The following is a 12,709-nucleotide window of genomic DNA, read 5'->3' as shown; positions in this document are numbered from 1 at the left end:
ATATGCCCTGCATGGACAAGCACCCTGCCAGAATTGAAGAGGCTTACCTGTAGCGGGTTTTACTGATAATAACGGGGAAGAAACGTCCGGAATCGGACAGTTTTGCGCCCGTAACCGGACATAGCCGTATCTTTATCCGTATTACTATATGGAAAAGCTTGTAACCATAGATGGCAGCCGTATTACGGATATCCCTTCTTTTTATGCGGAGATCAACCGGGTGTTTATGTCCGGGGAAGACTGGCAGCTGGGTAACAGTCTGGATGCCTTCAATGATCTCCTGTACGGAGGGTTCGGGCTGCTCCAAATCAATGAACCTGTGGTGCTATTCTGGCAACACATGGAACAAAGCCGTGCAGCGCTGGGCTACGCGGTCACAAAGCGTTTTTACGAAGACAAGCTCTTAACTGATTCCCCATACGATAAAGACCTGGCCCGCGATAAGCTGGCCGCCCTCGAAAGCGGAACCGGACAAACCTATTTCGACATCCTGCTGGAGATCATTGCAGAACACCCCAATATCACTTTGCGGGCAGTGGACTGAATATATCTTCCACATGGTGCCCCAGCGAAAGGAAAAACTGTTTTAGCAATACATATGTTTGGGCATCCGCATTGATATGTGCGCGTGGAGCAGTTTCCATATACTCGCAACTAAGACAGATGTTCAATGCGGTTATTAATGTGCCCTTACTGTCATAAAATAGTACGGCATCCCGGTAATAAGGGGCACACATCCAGGCTGGCACTTCCTTTATTTCCGTTTGCATAATTTGTAAGAACTCCGCCACCTGTGGGTCGGTACGCTGAAAAGTGTGTGTATGATCTGCCGTTGGATGGAGTGAGCCATCGGCCTGCAGAATATACTCAATGCCATTGGGTTTAAAACCGGGTTCATAATCTCTGCAGAACGAATAGGTTTCCATGAAATCGAATTCAAACTTAGTGATGAATTCCTTTGAAGTGGTATAGGTATGTTGATTCATTGCGGGTTGAAATATATTATTGTTTCGGAACATAAGTAATGCCCAGCATTTTCAGATAATCTTCCAATGGCGGGAGGCCTATTGCCTTTCTTCTTTTATTTACGCCTGCCTCATCTGTAATAGGGAAAGGAATCTTTTCCCCTGAAGGCCCCATCGTGATTTGAGTACCATACAACTGAGTGCCGTTTTCTCGCACGGATATCCTGTCGGTAAGCAGGGCAAGGTTGGGCGGGGGGATATCCAGCGTTTTGGCTGCCTGCTGTATCATGGGCAGGTACTTCTTTTGCGTTTCCAGCGGTGCGTGCTGAATGATGAGGAAGATGGCATCGCAACCGGTAAAATCAACTGTGAACTTATCCGGCCAGCCTTTATGGTCCAGCAGATCTGCAACAAAAGCTATATTGGCCGAATCTGTCGCAAGCATGCGTGTGGATATTTCATTGATTGTCACAGCCGGTGCATTCCTTTTTACAGCCGCATCGAGCGCAGATCTTACTTCCTGATCTTCCTTTTTAAGCGCCAGCAGTTGATCCCTCAACTCCGGATTAAATTTAGGAGCATGTTTTTGCTGACTGGCCCGGATGCATTGGAGCACCTGCTTAAATCGCGGATCGTTCCTTAACCCTTCAAAAGCCTTATCCTTCAATATTGAAGGGTGATCAAAGAAACGTTCAGTTTCACAAAGCAATTGGAGTGCAGCTAAGGCGGATTCATTTTGCCCGGTATAAGCATACGCCCGCGCGGCGTTGAGACGGTCTGGTACCGGGCCTTTCCATTTATAATCACTAAAAGCCTTCCTGTAACTATCTGCCGCCAGTGCATAATTACCCGCCGTCATCAGTGAATCGGCCACACGAACATGTTTGCTGAATTCCTCCGGTAGTATCACCGGTTTGTTTTGTGCCAATGCTGCAACACAACAAAACGTTCCGAATATTGTTGGTATTACTTTATTGCTGAAAATGTGGAACATTAAATGGGTATTGATTCTAAGTCTGGGTTTCCGGTACAGGGCTATTTTTTAAGTACAGCAATGAAAAATAAAAGAATTCTGTGCAGAATGCTATCAATACGCAGCAGGAAGCACCTAAATATTTGTTAAATCCCCATTAAAATCACCTGTCTGACCGTCATGCATCAATATTTTCCTGTCTTAATACACAGGTTATCAGTAAGTTGATCTACTACTTTTCTATTAGTCTACTAAATCAGTAGGAAATAAGAAAATAGTATTCTACCTTCGTGATGTTCATAATCCCAGGGTAATGAAAACACGCATATTATTTATCAGACCTTATTGTTGCGGCTTCACCAACCAGCCGGACATGTCTGTCCTGCGCTAAAGCATCCCATTCCGCAAGCTTAAAATTATTATCAACCATGAAAAAAATGCTGTTGCTGGCTTTGCCAGTGCTATTGCTTTCCTATGCCGTATCGGCACAGTTTACATTAAAGGGGCTCGTTCGCTCGAAAGACGGCTCCCCGCTGCCCGGCGCCACTATCGGCATCAAAGGCACTACTTTCTTTGCCCAGACAGACTCAACCGGCCGCTATCTGCTCGAAGCCCGCCGCGAGCCTCCCTTTTATATCACCATCAGTTATGTGGGATACAAAACAAATGAATCACACATCGGCCGCAATACGGGGCCTGAGCTGGATGTGATCCTCGAGAAAAACGATGCCCTCTCCGAAGTGGTAATCACCGCAAGGCGCAGAAAGGAATCCCTGCAGGCCGTGCCCATCCCTATTTCTGTGGTGGGCGGCGCCCAGGCCGAAGATGCGGGCCTCTTTAACGTGAACCGCCTCAAAGAACTGGTGCCTTCCGTTCAACTGTATTCCTCCAACCCCCGTAACACGGGCCTCAGTATCCGCGGCCTCGGTACCACCTTCGGCCTCACCAACGATGGCATCGATCCCGGTGTGGGCTTTTATGTGGACGGGGTTTATTATGCCCGTCCGGCTGCTACCACCATCGACTTCCTCGACATCGAACAGATAGAAGTACTGCGTGGCCCGCAGGGCACCCTCTTCGGGAAAAACACCACGGCAGGTACATTCAACGTTACTACCCGCAAGCCTAAATTCACACCGGGCGCCAACTTCGAAGTGAGCTACGGCAACTATGGTTACATACAGGCAAAGACTTCAATCACCGGCCCCCTCAGTGATAAATTCGCTGCCCGTATTTCGTTTTCCGGTACGCACCGTAATGGTACCATTTACAATGTTAAAACCGATAAGCATACCAATACTCTCAATAACCTGGGGGTACGCGGACAGCTCCTCTTCAAACCTTCCGAGAAGCTGGAAATAACCCTGGCGGCAGATGCATCGCGCCAGCGCCCTGATGGCTATGCACAGGTATACGCCGGTACTGCCCCCACACTCCGGGCTTCTTATCGCCAGTTCCCTGCTATTGCGGCGGATCTCAATTATAAGTTCCCCAGCGATAATCCCTTCGACCGTGTGATCGATCACGATACACCATGGCGCTCGTTCCAGGACCTGGGCGGTGCCTCCCTCAACTTCGATTTCAAACTGGGATCGGGCAGGCTTACAGCCACATCCGCTTACCGCTACTGGAACTGGGACCCTTCCAACGACCGCGATTTTACCGGTCTGCAGGCGCTCGCCCTTTCTCAGGCGCCTTCCAAACACAAACAATGGTCGCAGGAAGTACGTTGGGCAGGCTCTATATTACCGAAGGTTAGCGCCGTATTTGGTGTATTCGCCTTTGGTCAGAAGCTGGATGCAGATGGTTCGCATACCGAAGAATCGGGCCGCGACCAGTGGCGCTTCTCCCAAAGCTCTACCAGCGCACTCTGGAAAACACCCGGACTTTTCGAAGGCTTCGGTATACGCTCGTATCCCAGCCTGCGAACCTTCAGCGGTGCAATATTCGGACAGGTAGACTGGGCCATCACCGACCGCCTGAGCCTCTTACCCGGCCTGCGTTTCAACTATGATGACAAGAAAGTGAACTTCCGCCGCGAAGCATATGGCGGCCTGCAAACGGAAGACCCTGCCCTCCTTGCACTGAAGAACGGTGTTTACACCTCTCAGGCTTTCGAAACTGATATCGACGATACCAATTTATCCGGACAGGTAACGCTGGCCTATAAGTTCAACCGGAAGATCAATACCTTCGCCACCTTCTCTACCGGTTTCAAACCTGTGGGCCTTAACCTCGGCGGACTGCCCACTGCAGCCGGCAAAACCATGCTCGACCTCGCGGTGATCAAACCGGAAGAAGTGCGCCATTATGAAGTAGGTGTTAAAACATCTCCGGGAGAAAATGCCATACTCAACCTGACTGTATACAATACCGATATCTCCAATTACCAGACACAGGTACAGGCGGCCGACCTCTCCGTAAACCGTGGTTACCTCGCCAATGCCGAAAAGGTTCGCGTTCGTGGTGTGGAACTGGATGGTAATGTGAAGGTGAAAGACTTCCTTTCCTTCTACGGCGCCCTGGCCTATACCGAAGGCAAATATGTAAGCTTTACCAATGCACCTCCCCCGCTGGAAGAAACCGGCGGACCTACCTTTAAAGACGTTTCCGGCGGCGAGTTGCCGGGTATCTCCAAATGGGTAGGATCACTGGGTGGTGAGATCACCAAAGGCGGCAGCGCACTTGGGCAGAAAGGCAGCTTCTTCTTTGCGGTTGACGGTTACTACCGCTCCGACTTCTCCTCCAACCCCTCCCCGTCTAAATACCTCCGGGTAGATGGTTACTTCCTCCTGAATGCCCGTGCGGGCTTCAAGGCTAACAGCGGATTATCGTTCTTCCTCTGGGCACGCAACCTGCTGGATAAGGATTATTTTGAGCAGCTGCTGCCCGGTGCGGGCAATGCAGGGCACTATGCCGGTGTGCTGGGAGATCCCAGAACCTTCGGCGTTACCTTACGTTATGGTTTGTAAAGTCCGATAAAGCTTCATTGCTGGCGGCCCGCTGTTATAGCGGGCCGTTTCTTTTTTATACCCACCACGGAAAGATAATTTTACCCCCCAGTCAAAGTGGATATTAGCTATTGTACTGTTTCCCCGTCTTCGGAATTTTGTCTCCGTTAACTTATTCCTGTCCATAAAAACCCAATTGTTATGTCACCTCAGGCTAGAATCTACGCCAGCGGCTCCTTCTGTTTCGGAGAGTCCGTGGCTGTCAACAATCTTCTGGCGGCACAATACCCGGCCGTTATTCTCTGGTCGCTGCATGTGAATGCTTCGGGCGATCTCATTATGAACAACACTCAGATCGTTTCAAATGGTGTGTACCAGGAAGCGCAAACCATGAACCTGCCTTCCCGCCTCGCTACCTTGTATCAGAACGGTATCTCTGTCATTTTCTCTGTAGGTGCCGGTGGAACGAGTGATTTCACCAACATCGCCAGTCTTATTTCAAAGTATGGAACCGGTTCCGATAATCCGCTATACACTAATATGGCTGCGTTAAAAGCTGCCATGGTGAATGCAGGCGGCAATATCGATGCTATTGATTTCGATAATGAGGACAATCTCGAAGCCGGTGTTATGGTTGATTTCGCTATCATGCTGCAGGCTATCGGTTATGCTTCCGTAACGTTTTGCCCATATTGCCTGCCAGAAGTATGGCAGGATGCGCTCACCCAGCTGGTGAAGAAGTTCGGTCCTGATTTCGTAAGCGCCCTTCACCTGCAATGCTACTCCGGCGGGGAATATAACGATCCGCAGGAATGGGGCCAGGTAATTGCCGCATCGGGCAGTAATGCCCTGCTCATTCCGGGGCTTGCTACCAACCAGGCAGGGCCCGGTGGCTGGTGGAACAGCGGCCAGCCTGGCAGCAGTGTTAAATCATACCCGGCTGTAGCGCAGTATGGCGGCGGCGACTGGTCATCCCTCCTGCGGCAGGGTAATTATCCCTCTGCGGATGCGGCCATGCAAAGCTGTGTGGGTGGAGAAACATTCTTCTTTTACTGCAACAGTTACCTCGATCTGGGTCCGGGTAAGCAATTCAATGCAGGCGATGCAGTTTTCTTCGGAGGGCTCCCGCAATGGGGTTCCGCACCGCAATGTGAAGGTTATGCACTGGCAAACGGCTGCTCCAATATTTACAATCAGGGAGGCGCCTGTCCTTCCGATCTTCAAACGCAATATGCCAAGTGGGCTAACGGTAAATACCCGGTAAACGGAGGCTTTATTTGGATGTACGATTCTATTGTAGACTGCGTGCTTTCCGGCCCCTGTGGCGAAAGCGGCGACAGTGTGGCTACGGTGGCCACGGCATACCGCAACGCTATTGTAAACGGGCTTGCCCTTGCAAAGACGGCTTCATCCGGCAGTTTGGTATCTTAATAACCCCTGTTAATCAACATGAGGAGCTGCTGTAACGGTAGCTCCTTTTTTTGTATGTATGTGTCCCCAATAGCCCCTTTTCCCGGGCCGCGTTGTCCTGTTACTGTGTTGATGCTCCACCGGTAACCCGGCTACTCTTTATCATATCTGACAACTTATCCGAAACCCAAAATGCCAAAATCATGAAAATCAAGCACATGATGAGCGGGTGCGCCATTACCCTCAGCGCCCTGTTCCTCTCCTGCAGCAAGGAAAAAGTCGAGTCTCCTGCTGCACAAAGACTTACCAACGACAACACGTTATCCGCAGTTCCGCCTGCTTCTTCCTATTCTGTACACCTTGCCGGCAATGGCTATGTCACCACCCTGGCTTCCGGCGGTGCGGAAGTAATCACATCCAATGGTCTTGGTAACTGGACCAATGCCAACAGCATTACCAGCGTATGGTTCCGGGTATCACAAACCGGGGCGCTGAATGTATCGCTTCGCGCTAAAGTGCCTTCCGGCACCAGCAGTATCCGTATCACTGTAAACGGAACTGTTTTTACGAAAAGCATTTCCGGTAATGCTTATGCCACCCATTCCATTGGTTCCGTAACTATCGGCGCTGCCGGATATGTGCGGGTAGATCTGCAGGGCATCAGCAAAACCGGCAGTTACTTCGGTGATGTATCCCACGTTATCATCAGCGGTGCTTCCACCGCAAGCGATGTGGTGTATGCCAATGATGCCGCCAACTATTATTGGAGCCGCCGCGGGCCTTCTGTACATATGGGTTATACCATCCCTGCCGGTAATACTGCGGAATGGTTTTATAATGAAATGACGGTGCCGGCGGGCGAAGACAAGATCGGTTCTTACTTTATGAGCAACGGCTTCAGCGGTGGTTACTTCGGTATTCAGGTCAACAGTGCTACCGAGCGTAGGGTACTCTTTTCAGTATGGGACCCCGCTTCCGGGAAAACCACCCTCGTGCGCAAAGGCCCGAATGTGGTGGATAATACTTTTGGCGGAGAAGGTACCGGCGGCCAAAGCTACCTGCTCTTCAACTGGACGGCCGGCACTACCTACAAATTCCTCACCCAGATCAAGCCCGACGGCACCGGGGCTTCTTTATACTCCAGCTGGATCTATACCCCCGAAACGGGTACCTGGCGCTTCCTGGCTACCTGGAAGCGGCCTAACACAGTCAGCTATTACACCGGCGCACACTCTTTCCTCGAAAACTTTATTGATACCCGCGGTTACCTCGGCCGCAAGGTGCGTTACAACAACCAGTGGATCCGCAATACGGCAGGCACCTGGGTGGAGCTCACGCAGGGCCGGTTCACTTACGATGCCACGGGTTCAAATGATCAGCGCCGCGATTATGCTGGCGGACTGGACGCTGGCAGCTTCTACCTGCAGAACGGCGGCTTCTTTGCCATAAGCACTGCATATGGTTCCACCTTCACGCGGCCCGCACTGGGCGTAGCGCCCACAGTGAACCTCACTACTTTACCGTAAACGTGTTATGGGGAGCATATAACACGTCCGCCCGGGAGTACCCGGGCGGATTTTATTTATATAGTATATGTTGTATTTAATCGATCAGTCCGCGTTTGATGGCTTCTTTTACAAGGCCAACGGTATTCTTTACACGGAGTTTATGCACGATGTTCTGGCGGTGTGTTTCCACAGTGCGCAGGCTGATGCAGAGTTGCGCGGCTATTTCCGGGTTGGAGAACTCTTCAGCAATAAGCTGTAGGATGTCTTTCTCCCGGCGGGTAAGCGGTATCTCATAGCGGCTCACGGTTTGGCCGGTGAGCGCTTCGTGTACCAGTCCGTTGCGGATGTAATTATCGATGTATTTCTCCCCTTCCATCACTTTATTGATAGCATTGAAAAGCTCTTCCATACCGGAGTTCTTGATGAGATAGCCGGAGGCGCCGTTACGCATCATCTGCTTCACGTAAGCGGGTGTATCATGACTGGTGAGAACGAGGATGCGGATATCGGGGAACTGGCGGTGGATCTTCCGGCAGAGCTCCGGACCGGCAAGTCCGGGCATCTGGATGTCGAGCAGCAGGATGTCGGGCTGCTGGGTTTGCAGCTGTTCCAGCACTGTATCGCCATCAGCGGCTTCGAAGAGGATGCGGATATCGTTCCGGCGGGCCAGCATGGCGCGCAGGCCGTTTACTACAATGAGATGGTCGTCTGCTATGGCTAAAGTGATGGTATCGGGCATTGAATTCGTTTTTTGGGTGTTATGCTTCTAAACCGGGACAATATTACTGCGATTTAACCGGCTAAAAATACGTGATTTACTTAGAAATATAAATGCGTGGTGCCCCACTGTTCCCGCCACAGGGTTTATGCTTCCTTTGCATAAAATTATTCAGCATGAAACTGTTGCGCATAAGGATGGCCGCTGGTTTTATAACAGGGATACTCGGATTGATACCGCTGTTGTGCGCTGCACAGGAGGAATTCAGGCCCCGTACCCCTGCGGAAGAACGTTTCTGGAAAAAGGCCGATGCCATCATCCGGCAGGCGGTGCCCCATGAAACTACCATAGGCTGGGATATGGCGGGCGGTACGGAAGATGACAGCGGTTTCCAGCCGGTAGTATCCCGTAAACCCGATACCGGGCCTTACAGCTATGATTTCGAGATAACTTATGTACGTAAGGAGAACCTGGTAGCTGCCGAATTGGATGCCCTCGCAAAGAAGGTGAATGATACTCCCGGCAAAGCCAATGAGCTGCTGCTGGAAATGGAGAAGGTACGGGCGGCGGCGGTGTGCAGGATCAAAGTGCAGTTCAACCTCAACTACAGCGCGGTTACCTTCTGCGCCGGGAAGCCATCGTTCCCCGCCTACCCCGGTGCTACCGCCATGGTGAGGGTGCCTGCAGAACTGAAAGACGGCGCCGGCTGCGAGGCCGCCACTATGCTCCTGTTCGGGAAGTTCTCCAGGCCCCGCACGGATATGAACGATGAACGGAGCGGCACCGTATCCGGCGAAGGACAGCTCACCGGCGGAGGCCCCTTTACCCTGCATAATATCAGCATTACGGTTACTGCCGTACCCGAAGCGGCGGATTACTTCATCCGCACCATGAACCTTGCTTCCCTCACTGCTTACATTGGTAAAAGCCTACAATGATGATCAGGTAAAATCCCCTGCATCTTACAACCATAATAATTCATAAACCCCTCAACATGAAAAAAGCACTACTGCTGCTCAGCTTCTTAGCGTCCCTCAGTTTTCAGAACTGTAAGAAAAAAGACGATAACCCGGAACAGGATCCCTATGCCAACGTCCCTGCCAGCCACGTACCAGCGGAGTTAAGTGGTAAGTTGTGGTTCAGTGGAACCCTGTCTGCCATCTCCTACTTCGACCGCGACGGGCATAAACTTGGCAACGACTATGAAGCGGGCCGCGAATATCAGTTTACGGAGAAAGACGGCAAAGGCCGTATGCTATTCTTCCAATACCTCGGCCTCCGTACCTACGGCAGCTGTGTAACGGAACATTACACCCGGCTGGAAGGGTCGGTAGTGTTTGAAGGAGATCTGTTCACTTTCTATCCCGTTAAAGGTGAGTATAAGACTATAAAAGATAAATGCTCAACAGGCAACGGTACCACTAAGCGGGCTGCTGCGGGAGATGATCTGAAGCCGCATAAATACCGTTGGGAGGTTAAAGTAATAGACGGCAGAAAATATCTCTATACCTATGACGAACGCGACACAGGCCATGAAAACGCAATCTTCGTGTACGGCATGGCGGAATAATTTGGGGTATATACAATAAGCAGGAATTGTTGATGCTGCGCAATCCTGCGCTGAGAGCCGTGCGGGCCCGTTGTGGCCCGTGCGGCTCATCATTCTTCTGATGTGCCACGGAGTAATTTCCTGATAAGGGAGATCTGGCCAAGGTGGTAATGCGTGTGCTCAATGATGCCATGAATGTTGCGGTAATAATTACCATACTTTTCATCGGTGAATACTTCCATCCACCGCTCTTCCGGCAATTGTTCTATGGCTGCGGCAAATTCTTCCGCCTCACTGAGGGCTTTGGTGACCAGTGCCTGCCATGCGGCCTCTGACGTAATGGGCGGAAGGTCAAAGCTGAATTTATCGCTTGCCTGCAGCGGGGCCCCCCGGAGTACCTTTAAAACTGCACTCACATAGTAATTCATGTGAAACACCAGTACGGCAATCGTATTGAGATTTTGCACGGGCGTAATGGCTTCCTGCCAGGTAATACCTGAAAGTATGTCTTTCAGATTAACAGCAGTCCAGTTGCCACCGGAATGCACACTGCGGAAGTGTTGTGCGATCTGTTGATTGAGGGTCATTTCATTAAATTAGCAATAAATAGCATTGGGGAGAAGAGATTTATTTTAAAAAAGGTTCGTCACTGCTGACATACGGTTGTCAATCCACCCCCGTACCTTTACTTTATCAAACACAAAAAACACATCTTTATGAAAAATCCCCTTTCTCTCCGCGGAATGGCCAATGTAAGTTACTGGGCCGATGATGTAATTGCTGCACGCAACTGGTATAACGAGGTATTCGGTATTGAGCCCTACTTTCATATGCCCAATGCTGATACTCCTGCGTATATAGAATACCGTGTTGGCGATTATAAAAATGAAGTAGGTATTATCAGCCGTAAGTTTCAGCCGGAGCTGGCGCAACCCGGACCGGGCGGTGCAGTGCTGTATTGGCATGTGGACGACCTGCAGGCTACGCTCGACCGGTTAATAGCACTGGGCGCCACACCTTACCAGCCTGTAACGGATCACAGCGGCGGTAAAAATACATTCGTAACTGCATCTGTTGTTGATCCCTTCGGGAACGTACTGGGTGTTATGTTTAATCAGCATTACCTCGATATCTTTGATCAGGTAAAGCCTTAAATTCGTTTCTTTATTATAGCTGCGCCGGCGAGTATGCCGGCGCTTTTTTTTGTGCCCGGTGAAACCGGTTATTGTTTCTGTTAACCCAATCAGGCGTTTCATGAAATGGCCGGTATGCCGGAGCAGTGTGATATTACCTTTGGTGCCATCACTATAAAACCTCAAAAATGAAACACATTGCAAAACCCCTCACACTCTTAATGCTGGCCGCAGTGGCCGGATTCCAGTCCTGTAAGAAAAACGATCTACCTATTCAGTCGAACGACAAAAAGTTCAGCACCTCCCTCTTCAAACAAAACCTTCAGAAGGCACTGAGCGGTGCCCGTGGTTACCAGTTTGTGATTACACAAAACGGACAGGTAGCAGATACTGCCGTGTATGGTATTGGTACGGTAGATGGTGTTAAATCTGACCTGAATGCCTTCACCAACATCGCCAGCGTTACCAAAACACTGACCGCTGCCACGGTGGTGCAGTACATGCTGCAAAAAGATGTAACCATCGATTCAAAGATCGGTCCGTGGTTGCCTGCAACATGGAAGATCCATGATACCATCCGCAAGCTCACTTTCAAAGAGCTGATGACGCATACCTCCGGCATCCGGGGCGATCAGTCGGAATGGGAATCGCTCATGAACACGGTGGCAACCACCATCTCAGCGCCTAAAACCGGTAAGTATTCCAACATCAACTTTGCGCTGTTCCGCGCCATACTTCCCAAACTGCATGATTCCGCCGCTTTCCGTTCAAAGGAATTGCATATGGCGCCTGCAGATTTCCGGAAATGGATGAGCCAGGAATATATCCGCCTGGTCAACTTCCATGTACTGTCAAAAGCAGGCATCCCCACCAGGGGCTGTGCGCCGGTAACGGGTAAGATGTTTATGATGATGACCGAGGCGCCGGAGCGTTTAATCGGCAACGACTTCAGCGACTGGACCGAAAAATGCGGTGGCGGCGGATGGGTGCTCACTACGATGGAAATGTCGCGCGTCATTACGTATCTCACGCATACCAATAACATCCTTTCACCCGAAGAGCGCGAGCTGATGGACAAAAACCGGCTTGGCTGGATAGGGGTATTCCCTGTTACCGGCGGCATGGCATATGGTCATGATGGGGCGCTCATGGTAGATCGTAATAAGATCGATGGCGTGAATGCCGGAGATGTGGGCATCCAGACCCTGATCATCCGCCTGCCCGCAAAAGTAGAGCTGGCCATTGGCATTAATTCCATCGGCGATGGCTGGCGGAAGGTTTACGATATTGTAGCCCTGGCATATAACAACGCCTGGGTAAAATAGTGGCCGGATACCCTCCTGTTTATCGTAAAATGCCATCTCCGTTTGTGAGATGGCATTTTTTATTTAGCGTTTCCCCGAATATTCAGCAATCTCAAATTCTGTTTTCCGACCGCAATGTTTAAAGCGTAAAAGAGGCTCAAATTTCGATAATCAGACAAATTGGATGCAGGGTAAGGT

12 protein-coding genes are annotated in these 12,709 nt (G+C 50.6%); 8 read left to right on the top strand and 4 right to left on the bottom strand.

From position 1 onward, the window contains the following. Positions 1–148: 148 nt before the first annotated feature. Positions 149–544, top strand: a complete 396-nt coding sequence (locus tag DEV76_RS22505) for a barstar family protein (RefSeq protein WP_109700203.1) — start codon at positions 149–151, stop codon at positions 542–544. On the opposite strand, the gene DEV76_RS22500 is transcribed toward DEV76_RS22505, so the two are convergent. Further along, positions 522–986 (bottom strand): hypothetical protein, encoded by a 465-nt coding sequence (locus DEV76_RS22500; protein WP_109700202.1) that lies wholly within the window; start codon positions 984–986, stop codon positions 522–524. The genes DEV76_RS22505 and DEV76_RS22500 overlap by 23 nt on opposite strands. A gap of 16 nt (positions 987–1,002) precedes the next feature. Continuing rightward, positions 1,003–1,875, bottom strand: a complete 873-nt coding sequence (locus DEV76_RS22495; RefSeq protein WP_157963050.1) for a DUF6624 domain-containing protein — start codon at positions 1,873–1,875, stop codon at positions 1,003–1,005. Between the two features lie 491 nt (positions 1,876–2,366). Here DEV76_RS22495 and DEV76_RS22490 point away from each other — a divergent pair, with 491 nt between their 5' ends. The 3 genes from DEV76_RS22490 (at position 2,367) to DEV76_RS22480 (ending at position 7,825) form a co-directional block, all read left to right on the top strand. Continuing rightward, a complete protein-coding gene (locus DEV76_RS22490; RefSeq protein ID WP_109700200.1) occupies positions 2,367–4,910 on the top strand; it encodes a TonB-dependent receptor in 2,544 nt (847 codons plus the stop codon). Between the two features lie 180 nt (positions 4,911–5,090). Continuing rightward, positions 5,091–6,320 carry a hypothetical protein gene (locus DEV76_RS22485; RefSeq protein WP_109700199.1) on the top strand — a complete coding sequence of 410 codons (1,230 nt, stop codon included), beginning with the start codon at positions 5,091–5,093 and terminating at the stop codon, positions 6,318–6,320. Positions 6,321–6,502: 182 nt separating this feature from the next. Beyond that, positions 6,503–7,825: a DUF3472 domain-containing protein gene (locus tag DEV76_RS22480; RefSeq protein ID WP_198652173.1), complete on the top strand. Its 1,323-nt coding sequence runs from the start codon at positions 6,503–6,505 to the stop codon at positions 7,823–7,825. A gap of 76 nt (positions 7,826–7,901) precedes the next feature. Here DEV76_RS22480 and DEV76_RS22475 read toward each other — a convergent pair whose 3' ends face one another. Beyond that, positions 7,902–8,546 carry a response regulator gene (locus tag DEV76_RS22475; protein WP_109700198.1) on the bottom strand — a complete coding sequence of 215 codons (645 nt, stop codon included), beginning with the start codon at positions 8,544–8,546 and terminating at the stop codon, positions 7,902–7,904. Between the two features lie 155 nt (positions 8,547–8,701). On the opposite strand from DEV76_RS22475, the gene DEV76_RS22470 reads away from it, so the two are divergent. Both DEV76_RS22470 and DEV76_RS22465 read left to right on the top strand, forming a co-directional pair. Beyond that, entirely contained in the window at positions 8,702–9,463 is a 762-nt protein-coding gene (locus DEV76_RS22470; RefSeq protein ID WP_109700197.1) for a hypothetical protein, read from the top strand. Positions 9,464–9,519: 56 nt separating this feature from the next. Beyond that, a complete protein-coding gene (locus DEV76_RS22465) occupies positions 9,520–10,095 on the top strand; it encodes a hypothetical protein (RefSeq protein ID WP_109700196.1) in 576 nt (191 codons plus the stop codon). Between the two features lie 89 nt (positions 10,096–10,184). Here the strand turns inward: DEV76_RS22465 and DEV76_RS22460 are convergent, their stop codons facing one another. Then, the gene (locus tag DEV76_RS22460) at positions 10,185–10,661 is read right to left on the bottom strand and encodes a DinB family protein (protein ID WP_109700195.1); all 477 of its coding nucleotides are present in this window, start codon (positions 10,659–10,661) and stop codon (positions 10,185–10,187) included. A gap of 129 nt (positions 10,662–10,790) precedes the next feature. Between DEV76_RS22460 and DEV76_RS22455 the strand changes: the two genes are divergently transcribed. Then, positions 10,791–11,228: a VOC family protein gene (locus DEV76_RS22455; protein ID WP_109700194.1), complete on the top strand. Its 438-nt coding sequence runs from the start codon at positions 10,791–10,793 to the stop codon at positions 11,226–11,228. A gap of 167 nt (positions 11,229–11,395) precedes the next feature. Further along, entirely contained in the window at positions 11,396–12,532 is a 1,137-nt protein-coding gene (locus tag DEV76_RS22450) for a serine hydrolase (RefSeq protein ID WP_109700193.1), read from the top strand. The last annotated feature ends 177 nt before the right edge of the window (positions 12,533–12,709 follow it).

Source organism: Chitinophaga deserti (assembly GCF_003149455.1).
GTDB lineage: Bacteria > Bacteroidota > Bacteroidia > Chitinophagales > Chitinophagaceae > Chitinophaga > Chitinophaga deserti.
The sequence above is the reverse complement of the archived record's forward strand: the minus strand, read 5'-3'. Positions and strand labels throughout refer to the sequence as shown.

Bases quoted from the DNA above. Each gene is read 5' to 3' on its own strand.
- DEV76_RS22505 (WP_109700203.1), top strand. From the start codon at position 149: ATGGAAAAGCTTGTAACCATAGATGGCAGCCGTATTACGGATATCCCT.
- DEV76_RS22500 (WP_109700202.1), bottom strand. From the start codon at position 986: ATGAATCAACATACCTATACCACTTCAAAGGAATTCATCACTAAGTTT.
- DEV76_RS22490 (WP_109700200.1), top strand. From the start codon at position 2,367: ATGAAAAAAATGCTGTTGCTGGCTTTGCCAGTGCTATTGCTTTCCTAT.
- DEV76_RS22485 (WP_109700199.1), top strand. From the start codon at position 5,091: ATGTCACCTCAGGCTAGAATCTACGCCAGCGGCTCCTTCTGTTTCGGA.
- DEV76_RS22480 (WP_198652173.1), top strand. From the start codon at position 6,503: ATGAAAATCAAGCACATGATGAGCGGGTGCGCCATTACCCTCAGCGCC.
- DEV76_RS22475 (WP_109700198.1), bottom strand. From the start codon at position 8,546: ATGCCCGATACCATCACTTTAGCCATAGCAGACGACCATCTCATTGTA.
- DEV76_RS22470 (WP_109700197.1), top strand. From the start codon at position 8,702: ATGAAACTGTTGCGCATAAGGATGGCCGCTGGTTTTATAACAGGGATA.
- DEV76_RS22465 (WP_109700196.1), top strand. From the start codon at position 9,520: ATGAAAAAAGCACTACTGCTGCTCAGCTTCTTAGCGTCCCTCAGTTTT.
- DEV76_RS22460 (WP_109700195.1), bottom strand. From the start codon at position 10,661: ATGACCCTCAATCAACAGATCGCACAACACTTCCGCAGTGTGCATTCC.
- DEV76_RS22455 (WP_109700194.1), top strand. From the start codon at position 10,791: ATGAAAAATCCCCTTTCTCTCCGCGGAATGGCCAATGTAAGTTACTGG.
- DEV76_RS22450 (WP_109700193.1), top strand. From the start codon at position 11,396: ATGAAACACATTGCAAAACCCCTCACACTCTTAATGCTGGCCGCAGTG.